Below are 16645 nucleotides of genomic sequence, written 5' to 3' on the forward strand. Positions count from 1 at the left end.
TCCTTACAACTCTTCTCCTCTGGTCTCAATTATATGCTTGTACCAATGAAACGAGAGTTTTTTCTTTCGGTTTAAGTGATCCTGGTGGTCGACGTAAATAAATCCGTATTGCTTTTTATAGCCGTTTAGCCAGCTTAAAAGATCAATGACTGACCATGCATAATACCCTTTTAAATTGATGCCCTCTTGGATGGCGAGCTTAACCACTTTTAAATGTTCCTCAATATATTTTATCCGAGGAACATCGACAATTTCACCATCAATGATCGGATCCTCGTCACCCAGTCCGTTTTCCGTTACATACATTTTAATATCACCATAACGGTCTTTTAGCATATGGAGCCCATCTAAAAAGCCTTGCGGAGAGATTTCCCAGCCCCATTTGGTATAGGTTTTATCCTCCATTTTTACGGTTCGATAAAAGCCATCAAACGACGGATTACCTGGTGCCAGCGTTGAGGCTTCTCTTGAATGTTCCATTGCTGAAACGGCTTCATGGTTTTTTTCTACTCGAATGGGCTGGTAATAATTAAGACCAATAAAATCATTTTTGCCTGCATTTCTTTTTAGCGTAGCTAGTTCTTCGTCTGTCCAACTTGGTGTCCAGCCTTTTTCTTTTAATTGCTCGACCACATATGCCGGATATTCGCCTTTTAAAATGGGGTCGTAATACCAAAATGTTTCATATTCATTGGCATGTCGGGCCGCTAAAATATTCTCTTGTTGATCATCTACGCTGTAAGCGGGTAAAAACACATGGGTAATCCCAATTTCACCGTAATGATTTAGATTTTTATAGACTTCTACGGCCTTTGCATGTGCATAGAACACGTAATGTGTCGATTGAAAGTATTTTTTCTCATCGTTTTGGATACCAGGCGGATGCGCTCCTTTTAAGTAGCCTAATCCGGTAAACATAACGGTTTCGTTAAAGGTAATCCAATGTTTGACCCGGTCACCGAATGCCCGAAAACAAATGTCAGCATACTTAACGAAGGCTTCAGCTGTGCGCTTATTTGTCCAGCCTCCATCCTCTTCAAGCGTCACAGGCAAATCCCAATGATACAGCGTCACAAAGGGAACAATCCCGTATGTTAAACATTCATTTATGACATTATTATAAAATTCCAATCCCTTTTCATTAACTTCGCCGTCTCCATCGGGCAAAATCCGGGCCCATGAAATGGAAAAACGGTACGATTCAAGCCCCATCTCTGCCATTAATTTAATATCTTCTTTGTAGCGATGATAATGATCTATCGCTACATCTCCGTTCGTGCCCTCATACGTTTTCCCTGGAATCTTTGAAAAAACATCCCAATTCGTTACCCCTTTACCATCTTCATTCCATGCACCTTCTATTTGATAAGAAGCAGAAGCGGCCCCGAATAAAAAATCATGTGGAAACTTCATTAATAGCCCTCCATTTGAAAAAATTCATAATAATGTATTTAATTTATAGGTACAAATTTAATGTAATTATATACCCTTTTTTAAAGTTTTACTACCAGTAGTATCTACTCTATTGGGGAATGAAACCTAGTGCAGGTGGCGGAGGGATAGTGAATCTAGCGCATTTCCAAATAAAATCCAATTATTGTTGAAAGTAGTGGGGAATTTGTCGTTATGGTTGTAAAAATGGTTGTGATGGACACATTTGAGGTGGTAAGGGGATTGCCAACCGAGTGGGAGGGGGAAATCAACTAGCATACCCTGCAAAAGAAGGTAGCAAACTAAACTCGTGGTGCCGATAACTAGGCATCCTGGGATGAAAAACTAAAAAGGGTGGTGGGAAAATGGCTAAAAATAAAAAAAGCAAGTTTAGCAAGGATAGAAAAGGATTGCCAAAGGCCGATGTGGAATTTGCAGGAGAAAATGGACTAGAAAAGATCGCAATAAAAGCGCAAGAAAATCAAAATAAGTAAGTTAAAGGGACAGAGCACTTGCTCCTCTGTCCCTGAAAATTCACACAGAAGGGAGTTCCTTCTGCCTCGCTATAATACTATCCTAATATGCGCAAGCTCTCTTGCACAAAGGCCGGGATGTCATCCGGCTGTCTACTGGTGACCAGCTGATTCTGGCACACGACGACTTCTTTGTCATGCACATTAGCCCCGGCATTTTTTAAATCGACTTGAATCGATTTATACCCCGTTACATCACGCCCATCAAGCGTTTCAGCTGTGATGAGCAGCTGGGGTCCGTGGCAAATCGCTAACACCGGTTTTTTCGCATCCATAAAGGATTTGGCGAACTGAACAAAACGCTCGTCCCCACGAAGAAGATCCGGCGAAAATCCACCTGGAATAAAGAGGGCATCAAACTGGTCTGGTGAGACATCATCAATGTTTTCATCAATGGCGATTTCACTCTTGCCCTGCTTACCCTTCACGGTTTTGCCCTTTTCCTTTTCGATGGTAGTTACCTCATGGCCCTTTTCCTTAAAGGCCTGCGCCGGCTCGTCGTATTCGGAATCCTCATAATGATCCGTTACTAAAACAGCAATTTTTTTGCTCATAGCAATCATCTCCTTATTTAAGACTCCCTATTAAAGTACCCTTCTTTACAACGGGCAAAACGTAATACTGTTATAAAAAGGATAGATGAAGTTCTGATTACCTGGCATACAGATAGGATTTCACATCAGTCCCGACAAAGGCTTTCCAAATAATCAAATTGTAGGGGTAGTTCCAGTCAATACTTTTTTGATCGCGGGTAAACATTTGGTGGAGCCGGTTACTATTGAAAATAATCGAACCTCTTTGATCAAAGGCCACACCATCGACCCACAGCATAAAATCATCAGAGAGGAACTTTCGAAAGCTGCCGTCTTCTTTCATATAAATTCCGATGCCTTTGTCTTCAAGCATCGTGTAAAAGACATTACCTTTATTGTCAGCGTGCATACCATCGGTTGTTGTTCCCTTGCTGCCCAAGCGCTTAACGGCTCTGTTTATCTCCTCAAACGGAGTACTAAAGTTTCTCAGCAAGGCGGTGTCGATCGAATATAAATTTCTACCTGTAACCGGGCAGTAGTACAAAATAGCGCGGTCGGCCGACAAGGCAATCCCATCCGCGCCAATTTTAATAGGTTTGTTATTAAATACGGCCGGCCGGGTGTCAATTTCAAACACAAATCCCGGAACATCTTGTGTACTTAAATGTCTATTCAGCACTCTCCGAAAAGCCTTTGTGTTCATGTTATAGACAATAATCCCACCATCAAGCAGATGGTCGGGCCAGCCATTTCCAGAATCAGTCATATACACGAATCCATTCCTATTGTCCACGACTAGGTCATTTAAAAAAGAAGTACGATACGGCGCAATTTCATCTGGAATTGGAATCGAGTCGATTAACCGATTTGTATGGAGATCCCAGATGACGAGTTTTTGGGAACCAGGAGGAGAGGAGCCGAAGGAGATTTTGCCTTGATCTAAAATCCACATCCGGTTATACTCATCAATTTCATAGCCTAGCACGGATTGGAGGACCTGAGCATTCCCGGCCTCATTCCATTCCCAGCTTGGGAAAGCATCGAGAAGAGGTTTGCCATTTTTAAAAACAATTCGGTTCATGGTAGAAGGGATCCCATGAGCCCACCGTGGCACGGAACAGTAATAATGTCCTTGCTGGTCGACCTTAATTCCGGCCGGCATAGCTTTTTTCCAATACTGATTTGCTTCAAATTGCTCTTTCAAAACGTCATCAGGGAAGTCCCAATTTAAGCGATTCCAATGAAGAACCATTTCATACCGGGATCCCTTCGATTCCTGTTGGGAAGGGTTATTCCGACTGGGGGCGTGAACCGGATATTGTTGTTGAAACGGGGCATGCGGATTATGCGGAGTTTGATAAGGATTCATTCCATTTGGTACTTGTGACTGATAATGATTGGATCGATCAAAATGGTTCATTAACCTACATACCTCCTTCTAGGTTAAATTTTCCTGTCTAGATGTATATGCCTAAAATTTGATAAGTATGCAGTTGCGATTTGCTATAATGTTAGGTAATTCAACTGAAGCAGGAGTGATCAACGATGAGCCCCAAGCGGACATTGCATATTCTAAATGGTCAAGCGATGTATAACTTTTTCAAAAAAACACATTTTCTTGAAAAAGAATTAATGATTCCCTTTAACGAGGCGATGTGTTACGGCGACACATGGAAGGATCTATTTTCAGATGAATTCATCGAAATACGTGCGAAGGTCCATCACATAACGCCCGTGCAATATACGGAACACACGCTAAAGCCATTGCAGCCTCTTTTTAGTAGGGATTTTACTCACATTGCATTATGGTTTGATGCCGATATGTTTTGTCAAATCAATATCCTGACCATTCTGGCTTGGTTAGATCAAGCAGAGTATACAGGGACTATTGATCTCACGATAGTCGGGGATCGGTTTGAACCTGTGAGCCAGTATACCCTAAAGGCAAAGGGGTATGATTTTATTTATAAACAAGTGTTGATGGATAAAACCATGCCTGTACATAGCTACCCAGACCCTTTAAAGAACGGCATTGAGCTATATTTGCATTATCTTAATAAAGACAGTGAGCTTATCCAATATATTCAAACCCACCAAGCTGTTCCCGAAAAAGAACTCATGATCACACTACTCGAAAGATTTAAAGCGTATGGGTTAGGAGATACTCAGTATCTTGAAATCATAAAATCCTATCGGTAGGCCATACCATGGGAACCGCTCGGGTGGTCAGCCAAGACATCCATTGACATTTTTTTCAGGTGGTTGGCGGGAATTATTCAGGATTGGCGCGGAGTGAGGCCGCTTTTAATCAAACGTTTGATTGATGCAGAAAAGAGTAGAAATAAATGGTAAAAAGTAAGATTAAGATAAATAAGTCCCATTTTGTGGAAAGAGGAGTTTCTTTCTGTAAAAACTATCTGCATAATTCGACTTTCTTTTTTCATAACTTAGATTGAAAATACGGTGAAATCAGTAGTTCCAGTCGTTTTAACCAAACGATTGAATAGTATAGCCTATAAGGTATGAAGTCGAAAGAATGTCGCTTCGTGTAACCTGTAATTCGATCAGTAGGAATAGCCGCATTTTAGTTTTTGTAGATGTGTCCACACCCTGATGCCAATCCAATCATAGTTTATCTTAAGGAATAAGAAGGAAAGGACAAGAATGGCATTGGTGGAGCATGAGAATAAACAGAAACAGGAACAGGAACCGAATCAAGAAAGGGACCGGTTTTCAAGTTTTATGTTTGGAAACAGTAAGCCCAGAGAGACTTATAAAAAAGACGAACATTCTTCACAGGAATTAACCGAACAAAAAGAGCCATCAGCTTTTGCGCATAATACACCAAATCGGATCGATGATTGGTTTTTTGGCTCCCGGAGAAAAGAACCTGAGACCAGCACTCACACCACCTTTAATCAGATAGACAGTATTCTTAGTAATGTGGATTTTGAATTGCTTATGGAAACGGTCGATATGTTTGTTGCCACAACTGAACAATTTAAACCTTTATTTAAAGAAGTTACCCCTTTAGTGCATCGATTTATTAAAAAATTCAAATCCAGTAAATAGACCATGGGGCGCTTCCTGTGGTCTATTCTAATCTCTTTTAAACCTTCCTAGTGGTATAAATTCAATTTTCAGCAGACCTCCATTGACATTTTTTTTAGGTGACCGGAGCGATGAATTCAGTGTTGAAGCATGATTAGGCCATTTTTAATCAAACGTTTGAATAATGGTGAAAAAAGTTAAAATGAATAGAAAGATGTAAGATCAAGAGAATGCAGTCCTATTTTGTGGAAGGATGAGTTTCTTTCTGTGAAATCCAACTGCGGGATTTGACAATCTTTTTTCAAAATTTTGATCGAAAATCGTGTTAAATCAGTAGCTACAGCCGTTTTAATCAAACGATTGAATAGTATAGCCTAAAGGGACTGGAGTCGAAAGGATGTCGCTTTGTGTAAGTGGTCGTTAGAACCCTATTAAATGGGTCCTTTCATTACAGGCTTCAACAAATTTTTCATCTAAAAAGAGGGGTTTAAGCTTATTTTTCAAGGGATATGGCCTTTTTAATCAAACGTTTGGTTAAAAGGGAATATTGGAGAGAATGGTCGAGTTTTTGGAGATTATGGGGTGTTTCTAATTGAGCAAAGAAAGGATGTTGAAAAAATGAGCAAACCAATTAAACTACAGTATTGATATTGAAGGGCAATGGTATTTATTTCGTGACCAACGATATAAAGAGATTGCAATAGAATGGTGTCAGGACCATAACATAAGCTATATGTAGACCGCTGGGACGGTTCTTGTGGCCGTCATAAACCTTGGTAAAAAGAAAAATAGCCAAAAGAACCATCCCGTTGGTGTTTAGCTAGAATCCGCGTCTTCTTCTTCTTTCGATTTCGAACCGTCTTCTTCTCTCGAATTCGATTTCAATTTCAATGCGTCTTCTTCTCTCGATTTCAATTTCAATTTCAACTGGGAAAAAACGTCTTCTTCTAAAGCCGTCAAAAAACACGTCTCTTCGACCAAAACCAAAAAATGGCATGATTTACCCTCCTTTCCTTTCAGAAACCTAGGACAAAGGACAGATTAAAACACAATCTGCCCTTTGTGACCTACATTATTAACCCATAAAAGATGTTCCTACAATAATTAACAGAATGAACAATACTACGATTAATACAAAGCTGCTGCCGCCGCCATAGCCACCGCCATATCCGTAGCCGCCGCCGTATCCATAAGATCCCCACATAACCTTTCACCTCCTATTTGAAGATTTGAAGGAAACACACACCTTCTATGTATGTATATTCCGTAAGACAAGGGGTGATTGGACAAGCATCATAGTGAAGGAGAAAATCAGCGATTTGCTTAATATTTTAAAAAAATAACAAAGCGTCTGCAACATCTGCAAACGCTTCGCGGAGGTAACGATATGGTGTGAATCGGTGGCATTAATAATATATGCACGCAGAATAATAATGAGTGGACAAGCGCTGATTAAAAGTAAATTAGGCGGAAGGCCCAGCACCCATTCTTAATAGCTGCTTTGCTAACGGGGCGGTTTGATAATAGAATGATAATTAGAAATGAGATTTAACCCTTATTCAGAACGGAGGGAAACAATGAAAGGAACAATTATAAAAACGCTGAAAAAAATTGAAATTGATTATAACGTTAAAATACTGTATGCATGTGAATCCGGCAGCAGGGCTTGGGAGTTTCCCTCGAAAGACAGTGATTATGATGTCCGATTCATTTATGTTCATCAAAAAAATGATTATCTCACGATTGACCCAATGGGGGTTGGAAAAAAACGAGATGTCATTGAACTACCCATCAATGACATGCTGGATGTTACCGGTTGGGAATTAACGAAAGCATTAAAGTTATTTCGCAAATCCAATCCTCCTTTGATGGAATGGCTTTATTCAGGAATTGTGTACTATCAAGCTTTTTCCACCATTGATCAAATGAAGGAGCTTAGCAAAATGATTTTTGCCCCCCATTCTTGCCTTCATCACTATCTCAATATGGCAAGCAACAACTTCCGCGGATATTTGCAAGGGGACGAAGTGAAGATCAAGAAATATTTTTATGTGTTGAGGCCGGTTTTAGCTGCTAAGTGGATCGAATATTTCAATGAATTCCCACCATTGGAATTTCCTACATTATTGGAGACTTTAGTACCCGCAGGAGAGATAAAGAATGAAATACAAATCCTTTTAAAAAGAAAAATGGATGGAGATGAACTGGATTTGGAACCACGAATCGAAGTCATCAACCATTATGTAAATGAGGAAATCACGCGCCTTCGTGAATTCACCAACACCCTAACGATCTCTTTACCGGACTTTACACCGAAGCTGGATTTGCTATTCAGAGATACTCTGGAAGAGGTTTGGAACTAATAGGGTAATATCTAATTACTAACAAACGTTAAGAAATTAGTACTATGTTTTTACCGAGAGCACCCATATCTCTGTAATTTTTAACTAAAAGGCGAACGTTAATTTACTGTTTTTAAATAAATGTTCATATTTTTGTTGAAATCCCCCTATATGTTTGCTATATTAACAAAGTAATTACATAACATTACTCGTATATGCTTGGTAATATGGTCCGAGCGTCTCTACCTGGTTCCCGATGAAAGAACTGGACTACGAGTTAAAGTATTCGGCAGCTTTTCTCGCTGCATTTAGTATATTCGCTAAATTTTAATACTTTGACTCTCGTAGGCCTAGTGGTAGAAACAGTACCTTCTAGGCTATTTTCGTTGGATCCAATTTTTCGAGTGATTGAAAACAACAAGAAAAGGGGAGAAATATTTCATGAAAAACAAAATGCTGAAGAAATATGCTTCATTAGCAACGATTGCTGTTCTGTTCTTATTAATATTTGCAGGATACAATTCAACATCAAAATTTGAAACGAAGGTAGAAGGGGCACAAAGGCCAATCCTCATTCAAGGTCCAATGCCAATCGAAGCTGAACATTTTGCACAAAAATTAGAAAAAGTGAAAGTAGAAAAATCAGGTACATTTGTTTTTTATAAAGGAAAAATAAATAACTATCCAGTTATCGTGGCAAAAACGGGCAAGGGAATGGAAAATGCCGCAGCGGCTACAGCCATTGCGATTGAAAAATATAATCCTATCGCGATCATCAACCAAGGAACATCTGGGGGACATGATCCGAATTTAAACGTATTTGATATTGTGTTAGGAAAAAGAACGACCAATATCGGTTCCTTAAAAACAGAAGTCAAGAATGCAAACGAGGGGATGGATCCATCTCAATGGATTCCAATGGACTTAATGGCTTCTGAAGGAAGCGGATCAGATCCAAATGCTGAAAAAATCCGTTACTTCGAGGGAGATAAGGGTTTACTCGCAGCGGCTATTGCAGTAAAAGATAAATACACTCTAGGTAAGGTCGTCGAAGGGACGATCGGCTCAGCAGACGTTTGGAATAATGAAGTAGATCGAATTAACTGGTTCCATTCGAAATATGAGACATCTGTCGAAGAGATGGAAGGGGCCGCAGTTGCCCAAATCGCCCAAGCATATGACGTACCATTCCTAGGTATTAGAATCCTATCGAATAATAAAACAAATGGTGGAGCATACAACCCGAATACAGCCGCAGCCAATCAAGAATATGTTTACGAGGTAGTTAAAAAATATATCTCCACCATACAAAAGTAAATAAGAGAATACGAGAGAGCTGTTTATCAGCTCTTTTTTGATTTAACGAGTAATCAGGTTTATTAGATTCGCTGATAAAACTTCAAATTCGCTGATAAAAGTATGGGAATCGCTGATAAAATTAGAAATTCGCTGATAAATCGTTGGGATTCGCGGAAATGGTGTAATTTTTCCCCTCTATAGCATTTTATGAGGACAAAACTCAGTGAATCTAGCACACTTTTGTCCCGATAACCTCGTCATGAGGACAAAGTACGGTGAATCTAGCACACTTTTAACCACATAACCTCATTATGAGGACAAGATCCGATGAAACTAGCACACTTCTGTCCGCATAACCTCTTCATGAGACCAAGATCCGGTGACTCGAGCCCGCCACCGTCCACATAACTTCATCATGAGGACAAAACCCAGCCCCCCAACCCCAGCCCTGTCCCCATAACCTACTCACACCGTAATAACAACCTTCCCTTGCGCGTGGCCTTCTTCAAAATACCTAAAAGCATCGGGAACTTCGCTCAGCGTATAACTCCGATCAATCACAGGCTTTACTTTGCCACCCTCAACGAGTTCTTTCATAAAAACCAAATCATTCAAATTAGGTCTTTGCAACATGGTTCCCATTTTCTTCGTACCAGTCTTTGAAAACCATGGCCCCAGCACCATGGCTTGAAACATTTGAGCACCAGAACCTCCAACATGAACAAAAGTTCCATTAGGACTTAATACACGCTTATAAGCGGAAAGCGGGTGATGTCCGTTCACACCAATAATCAAGTCATAACGCTGCGTCTGTTTCGTAAAATCCTCACTCGTATAATCGATGGCATGATCCGCACCAATCGCCCGTAAAATGTCTAAGTTTCTCGTACTACAGACCCCCGTTACCTCGGCCCCAAAGGATTTGGCGATCTGGACAGCGAACGTTCCCACCCCGCCCGAGGCACCATTAATCAACACCTTTTGTCCTGGCTGAATCTGGCCTTTATCTCGCAGACCCTGTAAGGCGGTGACTCCCGCCATCGGTACCGCTGCAGCTTCCTCAAAGGACAAATTGGCTGGTTTTAATGCGAGTGCCTGTTCGGGCACAGCGGCATATTCGGCAAAACTACCCCAACCACAACCGGATAAGTCTCCAAACACCTCATCGCCAACTTGAAACTCCTTAACATTTTTGCCGACTGCTTCAACCCGGCCTGCGATGTCGCCTCCAGGTATGGTGTATTTTGGTTTGAACAGACCGAAAGCAAAGCGCGCTAAGAACGGTTCCCCCTTCAACAGAACTAGGTTACCAAAATTGACGGAGGCAGCCTCGATTTTTACTAGCACTTGGTTGTCCTCAGGAATAGGTGTTTCGACCTCTCTTAACTCTAGAACATCAGGGGGACCATATTTCGAATAAACGATTGCTTTCATCAACATTCCTCCCACTTTCCAACTAATTCTTTAATACCATAAAAAACTCACTAACTAAAAGATATTCAAGATAAAAGAGATTCAAGACTGAAACTTAGGAGAAGATGGAAGCGTAGTGAAACGGACAGGTGACGAAAGTGCAAAAACATCTCATAAAGTGTTTCAAACAAGCAAAAAGTCGATCCCAAAATGGAATCGACTTTTTGAATTACTTCCCAGCTACTGCTTCTTTAAGGGCTTTACCCGGTTTGAAAGCAGGTACTTTGCCAGCTGCTATTTGAATTTCTTCTCCAGTTTGTGGGTTGCGGCCTGTACGAGCAGCACGTTCGCGAACCTCAAAGTTACCGAAGCCAATCAATTGAACTTTGTCGTTGTTTTTTAATGCTTCCAAAACAGTATCAAAAACGGCTTCTACTGCTTTTGCAGCATCTTTCTGAGTAAGCTCAGCTGTTTGAGCTACTTGGCTAACCAATTCAGTTTTATTCATGGTAACACTCCTTAAAATACTCTCAATCCCTTGAGGGACCTATCCTAGTTGTACCACACCGCACATTAGTTCGCAAGTTTTAAGGGTATCTTCTTCCAAATTTTATTAAAAACGCCTTGCTTTGCGTCTTACTAGATTGCCAATGGTTAGCTTGAACGAGTGGGAAAAGGATTAATGTGATTATTCTTGTAGTCACTTTAGTTTGAACTATTTATAATGTGAGATAAGTAGTTCGAAAGGGAGACGGATAATGAAAAAACAATATCGTTTATTTTATACGATTCTGCTTCTTTTACTAGCAGTAGCAGGGTGTTCAACCAAAGATACGGCTGATAAGAAAGTGGAATTGACGATTTCAGCCGCAGCAAGCTTGCAGGATGCCTTAAATGACATCAAAGCCACCTTTGAAAAAGAACATCCGAATGTGATCGTCAATTATAACTTTGGAGGTTCAGGGGCACTTCAACAACAAATTTCTCAGGGCGCACCTGTCGACCTTTTCTTCTCTGCCGCTGAAGACAAATTTGATCAATTGGTTCAGGATGGACTAATCGAAAAGTCGAAGGGGACAGATCTAGTTGGAAATGAACTGGTGTTAGTGGTACCAAATGAATCCGCGAAAGGGATCCAATCATTTGAAGACCTTCCCAAAGCAGAAAAACTATCGATCGGAACGCCAGAGGCGGTACCGGCAGGACAATATGCCAAGGACACTTTAGAAAAATTAAATGTCTGGAAGGCGGTCGAAGCGAAAGTGGTATTTGCCAAGGATGTCCGCCAAGTGCTTACATATGTAGAAACAAACAATGTGGACGCAGGAATTGTCTATAAAACAGATGCCTTAGTTTCGAAAAAAGTGAAGATTGTCGCAACCGCAGCGGAAAAAACGCACGCGCCGATTATCTATCCCCTAGGGGTAATTAAGAACAGCAAACACCCAAAAGAAGCCCAATTATTCTACGAATTTCTTCAAAATGAAACAGCCATGAAGACGTTAGAAAAGTATGGATTTAAACATCTTAAATAAAAATAAGAGGAGCTGTCATGGTGGCGGCTTTTCTTTTTATATAGGGGCCTTGAAAAAGGGTTACATTGCCCTTAGAGAGAAAAAGCAAGGACGCCCGGTCAATGGAAATCCGTTTCATTGACCGAAAAGAGAAAAAACAAGCACGTTAGGTCAATGAAAATCCATTTCATTACCCGAAATGAGGAAAAGCAACCTCTTAAGGTAAATGAAAGACAGTTCATTACTGATTAGTTTGCCCGTTCATCATTTAAAAACCTGATCAATTTGCGCCCTGTCGTAATCTAAGATCCAATCGTTATATTTAACATATATCTCTCGTAGAGCTTCGGGTGAGGCGGCCAGCAAGTCGCAGCCTCGATCATCATAAACATAAAATATCGTTTCTTTTTGTAGATTTATAAAAAAGACATCGTGAAATATACTCGGTTGTATCCCCATATCTTGGTTGCAAATGGCTTTTAACAGGGGAATATATTTAAGGTCAGCTGGTTTACATTGTAGAAAAAAACGATGCGTTCGGTACGAATTATCGTCATTATCTTCAGGAAAAAAAGATGTATGCTGTAATTGATAGAGAAGATTCTTATCGCGAACATATTGCTTAAACATAGTTAGCTTCCGATTAGCGCCGTAATCATTTACATTGACGGCCACCATCATATCTTCATCATCGGCATGTAAGGATTTAAAAAGGGTCATTGCCCTGTGGTAAACACCTTTCATATAAGGGCTGTTTGCACCGTCATGGTCTCTATCCCAATTTATCCCTAACTCAATCCGAATCCCAATTGCCCAATTATAAAACAAGGGTGGCTCAAGTAGCAGGTGAGGAAACTTCTCATTCATAAAGTCGTTTACATGCATCTCTCGTACCTCATTTTTTCAGAATAAATGGCACAATCCCATATTATCATACTACCCAGCTAAGGGTTGATTCTGTTTCTTCTTTTTCCAAGGCCTCAACACAGACACCCCGAAAATAAAGATCGTGATGACTACTTGGACCCACACTGCAACTTGCCTATACAGCTCATTTTGAATAAAAACAGGATTACTCAAAGCCAGGCTTCCATCTGTATCAAGCAAAGCCATATTGCTCATCATTAACTTATCCACGATAAAAATGCCGATCAAGGTTTGTCCGATAAAAAGAAACCATTTGACCGTAATCCATCGATGCTTGAAAAATCCCCACGGGGTTGCGATACCATAGAAAACGCCTACCAATAAAGTTCCGACCGCGCCAATTCGGATGATATGATCACTGATAATGACAAAACTCTTATAGGTTTCAGGGAAGGTGGAGGACTGCGACCAATAATTTAGAGCGACGGAACTCATGATGCCGCCAAAAAACAACGCCACCAACAGAATATGAACGATTTTTAACCATTTTAGCCCCTTCGGACCTAACTTTTTCATATGTTTCAATTCTTCCTTTCTTGCCAGTCATTTTTAAGACGCCATTATTCAGTTTAGCAAGAAAGGCTTTTTAAAAATAACCGCTAGAGACGGAATTGTTTCTAAGTCTGGAGGCTGATTTCGCTGACCAATTAAAGTTGATATTTATTCAAAACAAAAAGGAGCCATATAGGTCCAAGAATAGCCTTCTTTAGCTAACTTCTTACCCTTAGGCTCATGGAAACACAGTTTAAATCAATTTTTTTAATTAGAATCTGCGTCTTCTTCTCTCGATTTCAAACCGTCTTCTTCTCTCAATTTCGATTTCAATTTCAATCGGGAAAAACCGTCTTCTTCTAAAGCCGTCACGAAAAAACAGGTCTCTCCGACCGAATCCAAAAAATGGCATTTGCTTCATCCCCTTTCATTTCACAAATGTACTGACAAAGAACAGATTAACTTAACCTGCCCTCTGTACCGTACAATTTAGTAGCCGTAGCCGCTCATAAATGAAGCTCCTACAATGATGAGGAGAATAAACAATACAACGATTAACGCAAAAGCGTTTCTTGAACCATCCATGTATAACACCTCCAATACTTGCTTAAATAGGATTTTACTTAGTCTAAATCAATCATACTGTTTGGTTTATTAAAAAGCAGACAGTACGATGATCAACAGAATGAACAACACAACGATTAAAACAAAAGTTGAACCGCCGCCATAGCCATAGCCACCGCCGTAGCCATAGCCACCGCCGTAGCCATAGCCGCCGTATCCGCATGATCCCCACATAAATCTCACCACCTAATTGGAATTCATAGGAATTTTTTTCCTACAATGTATATGTATTTTCTTAAGACAAGGGTTGATTGGACAAACATCCACGTGATAGGAGAAAATTAGCGAGTTGCTTAAACAATTTGTAAAAATGAAAAGAAGCGTCTGCAATACATGCAAACGCCTCTTCTTTGGAGGTATTTCTATATGCTGGGTGTTGCTGGCGGTGGTAGTTATATCATATGCACTTAGAATAAAACGGAATGGGACAAGCGCTGATAATTATAGCCAAGCCTCTAAAAAGGGCTTTTTTATCATGGATTCCATCATGGTTGTGAATGTTATCCGATTTATCACCACGGGCACTGTTGTCAACTCAAAAAATAGATGTAACCCTTGGAGCGATGTCTTCAGGGGTTTTAATTATGGAATTATTTATATTGAATATTAAAGTTGTATTTACTCAAACCAAAAAGGACCCATTTAGGTCCTCGAATAGCCTTCTTCCACCAGCTTCTTAGCTCAATAAGACCAGTTGCCTTTGATCACAGCATGTTCTTACCCGTAGGCTCATGGAAACACTGTTTAAATCATTTTTGTAATTAGAATCTGCGTCTTCTTCTCTCGATTTCAAACCGTCTTCTTCTCTCAATTTCGATTTCAATTTCAATTGGGAAAAACCGTCTTCTTCTAAAGCCGTCACGAAAAAACAGGTCTCTTCGACCGAATCCAAAAAATGGCATTTATTTCATCCTCCTTTCATTTCAGAAGTGTACTGACAAAGGGCAGATTAACTTAACCTGCCCTCTGTACCGTACAAATTAGTAGCCGTAGCCGCTCATAAATGAAGCTCCTACAATGATAAGGAGAACGAACAATACCACGACTAACGCAAAAGCATTGTTTTCTCTACGTTCGTGTCTAAATTCTTCCATGTATAACACCTCCAGTCTTTCTTAAAAAGGATTTTACTTAGCCTAAATCAATCATACTGTTTGGTTTATTAAAAAGTAGACAGTACGATGATCAACAGAATGAACAACACAACGATTAAAACAAAAGTTGAACCGCCGCCATAGCCACCGCCGTAGCCATAACCTCCGCCATAGCCGCCGTATCCGCATGATCCCCACATATTTTTCACCACCTATTGGATTATTAATAGGAAAAAATTTCCTACTATGTATATATATTTTCTTAAGACAAGGGTTGATTGGACAAACATCCTCGTGTTAGGAGAAAATTAGCGATTTGCTTAAACAATTTGTAAAAATGAAAAGAAGCGTCTGCAATACATGCAAACGCCTCTTCTTTGGAGGTATTTCTATATGCTGGGTGTTGCTGGCGGCTTAGTAATAACATATGCACTCAGAATAAAGTTGAATGGGACAATTGCTGATAATTAAAGCCAAGCCCCTAAAAAGGGCTTTTTTATCATGGATTCCATCATGGTTGTGGATGTTATCCGATTTATCACCACGGGTACTGTTGTCAACTCACAAAATAGATGTAACCTTTGGAGCGATGTCTTCAGGGGTATTAATTATGTAATTATTTTTCTTGAATTACTGACAAAGGGCAGATTAACTTAACCTGCCCTCTGTACCGTACAAATTAGTAGCCGTAGCCGCTCATAAATGAAACTCCTACAATGATAAGGAGAACGAACAATACCACGACTAACGCAAAAGCGTTTCTTGAACCATCCATGTATAACACCTCCAATACTTGCTTAAATAGGATTTCAATTAGCCTAAATCAATCATACTGTTTGGCTTATTAAAAAGCGGACAGTACGATGATCAACAGGATGAACAATACAACGATTAAAACAAAAGTTGAACCGCCGCCATAGCCACCGCCGTAGCCATAACCTCCGCCATAGCCGCCGTATCCGCATGATCCCCACATATCTCTCACCACCTAACTGGAATTTACAGGAAAATATTTCCTGCTATGTATATATATTTTTTTAAGACAAAGGTTGATTGGACAAACATCCTCATGTTAAGAGAAAATCAGCGATTTGCTTAAACAAATTGGAAAAAGAAAATCAGCGTCTGCAATACATGCAAACGCCTCTTCTTGGAGGTATTTCTATATGCTGGGTGTTGCTGGCGGTGGTAGTTATATCATATGCACTCAGAATAAAACTGAATGGGACAAGCGCTCATTAATAGTAAATTAAATAGATAATGGACAATGATGCGTAGCAATTAATGGTAGAACAAATACGGGAAAAAGCGCTCAAAATGATGAGCGCTTTTTCCGTGCATAAAAAATCCCATAATTTCCGTTGGGATTTTGACTTACCAAGGCAGTAAGCT

Annotated in this window: 22 protein-coding genes, 1 pseudogene and 1 riboswitch; of the genes and pseudogenes, 6 read left to right on the forward strand and 17 right to left on the reverse strand. The window is 40.1% G+C overall.

What is annotated here, in order from left to right:
- Positions 1-3: 3 nt before the first annotated feature.
- The gene (locus tag AC3ANL_RS01560; protein ID WP_488327538.1) at positions 4-1413 is read right to left on the reverse strand and encodes a GH1 family beta-glucosidase; all 1410 of its coding nucleotides are present in this window, start codon (positions 1411-1413) and stop codon (positions 4-6) included.
- A 383-nt stretch (positions 1414-1796) separates the two neighbouring features.
- On the opposite strand from AC3ANL_RS01560, the gene AC3ANL_RS01565 reads away from it, so the two are divergent.
- On the forward strand, positions 1797-1925 hold the full coding sequence (locus AC3ANL_RS01565; protein WP_488327539.1) for a hypothetical protein: 129 nt from the start codon (positions 1797-1799) through the stop codon (positions 1923-1925).
- Between the two features lie 77 nt (positions 1926-2002).
- Here AC3ANL_RS01565 and AC3ANL_RS01570 read toward each other — a convergent pair whose 3' ends face one another.
- Together AC3ANL_RS01570 and AC3ANL_RS01575 are read right to left on the reverse strand one after the other, a co-directional pair.
- Positions 2003-2518 carry a type 1 glutamine amidotransferase domain-containing protein gene (locus AC3ANL_RS01570; RefSeq protein WP_488327540.1) on the reverse strand — a complete coding sequence of 172 codons (516 nt, stop codon included), beginning with the start codon at positions 2516-2518 and terminating at the stop codon, positions 2003-2005.
- A 97-nt stretch (positions 2519-2615) separates the two neighbouring features.
- A complete protein-coding gene (locus AC3ANL_RS01575) occupies positions 2616-3749 on the reverse strand; it encodes an L-dopachrome tautomerase-related protein (protein ID WP_488329641.1) in 1134 nt (377 codons plus the stop codon).
- 293 nt (positions 3750-4042) lie between these two features.
- Here AC3ANL_RS01575 and AC3ANL_RS01580 point away from each other — a divergent pair, with 293 nt between their 5' ends.
- Complete coding sequence (locus AC3ANL_RS01580) at positions 4043-4696, forward strand: AraC family transcriptional regulator (protein WP_488327541.1); 654 nt, start codon at positions 4043-4045, stop codon at positions 4694-4696.
- A 465-nt stretch (positions 4697-5161) separates the two neighbouring features.
- Complete coding sequence (locus tag AC3ANL_RS01585; protein ID WP_488327542.1) at positions 5162-5569, forward strand: hypothetical protein; 408 nt, start codon at positions 5162-5164, stop codon at positions 5567-5569.
- Between the two features lie 799 nt (positions 5570-6368).
- Here the strand turns inward: AC3ANL_RS01585 and AC3ANL_RS01590 are convergent.
- Both AC3ANL_RS01590 and AC3ANL_RS01595 read right to left on the reverse strand, forming a co-directional pair.
- A complete protein-coding gene (locus AC3ANL_RS01590; RefSeq protein WP_488327543.1) occupies positions 6369-6545 on the reverse strand; it encodes a hypothetical protein in 177 nt (58 codons plus the stop codon).
- Positions 6546-6623: 78 nt separating this feature from the next.
- A pseudogene (locus AC3ANL_RS01595) lies at positions 6624-6689 on the reverse strand (YjcZ family sporulation protein); the annotation flags it as partial.
- A gap of 436 nt (positions 6690-7125) precedes the next feature.
- On the opposite strand from AC3ANL_RS01595, the gene AC3ANL_RS01600 reads away from it, so the two are divergent.
- On the forward strand, positions 7126-7911 hold the full coding sequence (locus AC3ANL_RS01600) for a nucleotidyltransferase domain-containing protein (protein ID WP_488327544.1): 786 nt from the start codon (positions 7126-7128) through the stop codon (positions 7909-7911).
- A gap of 168 nt (positions 7912-8079) precedes the next feature.
- A riboswitch (purine riboswitch) is annotated at positions 8080-8183 on the forward strand.
- 148 nt (positions 8184-8331) lie between these two features.
- Positions 8332-9207 carry a 5'-methylthioadenosine/S-adenosylhomocysteine nucleosidase gene (locus AC3ANL_RS01605; protein ID WP_488327545.1) on the forward strand — a complete coding sequence of 292 codons (876 nt, stop codon included), beginning with the start codon at positions 8332-8334 and terminating at the stop codon, positions 9205-9207.
- Positions 9208-9654: 447 nt separating this feature from the next.
- On the opposite strand, the gene AC3ANL_RS01610 is transcribed toward AC3ANL_RS01605, so the two are convergent.
- Entirely contained in the window at positions 9655-10623 is a 969-nt protein-coding gene (locus AC3ANL_RS01610) for an NAD(P)-dependent alcohol dehydrogenase (RefSeq protein ID WP_488327546.1), read from the reverse strand.
- 208 nt (positions 10624-10831) lie between these two features.
- Positions 10832-11110, reverse strand: coding sequence for an HU family DNA-binding protein (locus tag AC3ANL_RS01615; protein WP_488327547.1), 279 nt, complete (start codon positions 11108-11110; stop codon positions 10832-10834).
- A 250-nt stretch (positions 11111-11360) separates the two neighbouring features.
- Between AC3ANL_RS01615 and modA the strand changes: the two genes are divergently transcribed.
- Positions 11361-12137, forward strand: a complete 777-nt coding sequence (gene modA, locus AC3ANL_RS01620; protein WP_488327548.1) for a molybdate ABC transporter substrate-binding protein — start codon at positions 11361-11363, stop codon at positions 12135-12137.
- A gap of 243 nt (positions 12138-12380) precedes the next feature.
- Here the strand turns inward: modA and AC3ANL_RS01625 are convergent, their stop codons facing one another.
- The 10 genes from AC3ANL_RS01625 to yjcZ (AC3ANL_RS01670) form a co-directional block, all read right to left on the reverse strand.
- A complete protein-coding gene (locus AC3ANL_RS01625; protein ID WP_488327549.1) occupies positions 12381-13001 on the reverse strand; it encodes a DUF3885 domain-containing protein in 621 nt (206 codons plus the stop codon).
- Positions 13002-13052: 51 nt separating this feature from the next.
- Complete coding sequence (locus tag AC3ANL_RS01630) at positions 13053-13559, reverse strand: DUF2269 domain-containing protein (protein WP_488327550.1); 507 nt, start codon at positions 13557-13559, stop codon at positions 13053-13055.
- Between the two features lie 247 nt (positions 13560-13806).
- Positions 13807-13947, reverse strand: a complete 141-nt coding sequence (locus tag AC3ANL_RS01635; protein WP_488327551.1) for a hypothetical protein — start codon at positions 13945-13947, stop codon at positions 13807-13809.
- A gap of 77 nt (positions 13948-14024) precedes the next feature.
- Positions 14025-14120, reverse strand: a complete 96-nt coding sequence (locus tag AC3ANL_RS01640) for a YjcZ family sporulation protein (RefSeq protein WP_488327552.1) — start codon at positions 14118-14120, stop codon at positions 14025-14027.
- A 69-nt stretch (positions 14121-14189) separates the two neighbouring features.
- A complete protein-coding gene (gene yjcZ, locus AC3ANL_RS01645) occupies positions 14190-14333 on the reverse strand; it encodes a sporulation protein YjcZ (protein WP_488327553.1) in 144 nt (47 codons plus the stop codon).
- A gap of 587 nt (positions 14334-14920) precedes the next feature.
- Positions 14921-15061 carry a hypothetical protein gene (locus tag AC3ANL_RS01650; protein ID WP_488327551.1) on the reverse strand — a complete coding sequence of 47 codons (141 nt, stop codon included), beginning with the start codon at positions 15059-15061 and terminating at the stop codon, positions 14921-14923.
- 78 nt (positions 15062-15139) lie between these two features.
- A complete protein-coding gene (locus AC3ANL_RS01655) occupies positions 15140-15253 on the reverse strand; it encodes a YjcZ family sporulation protein (RefSeq protein ID WP_488327554.1) in 114 nt (37 codons plus the stop codon).
- A 68-nt stretch (positions 15254-15321) separates the two neighbouring features.
- Complete coding sequence (gene yjcZ / locus AC3ANL_RS01660; RefSeq protein WP_488327555.1) at positions 15322-15453, reverse strand: sporulation protein YjcZ; 132 nt, start codon at positions 15451-15453, stop codon at positions 15322-15324.
- A 479-nt stretch (positions 15454-15932) separates the two neighbouring features.
- Entirely contained in the window at positions 15933-16028 is a 96-nt protein-coding gene (locus AC3ANL_RS01665) for a YjcZ family sporulation protein (protein ID WP_488327556.1), read from the reverse strand.
- A 69-nt stretch (positions 16029-16097) separates the two neighbouring features.
- Positions 16098-16229, reverse strand: coding sequence for a sporulation protein YjcZ (yjcZ, locus tag AC3ANL_RS01670; protein ID WP_488327557.1), 132 nt, complete (start codon positions 16227-16229; stop codon positions 16098-16100).
- Between the last annotated feature and the right edge of the window lie 416 nt (positions 16230-16645).

Source organism: Neobacillus sp. DHD-1R (genome assembly GCF_057747995.1).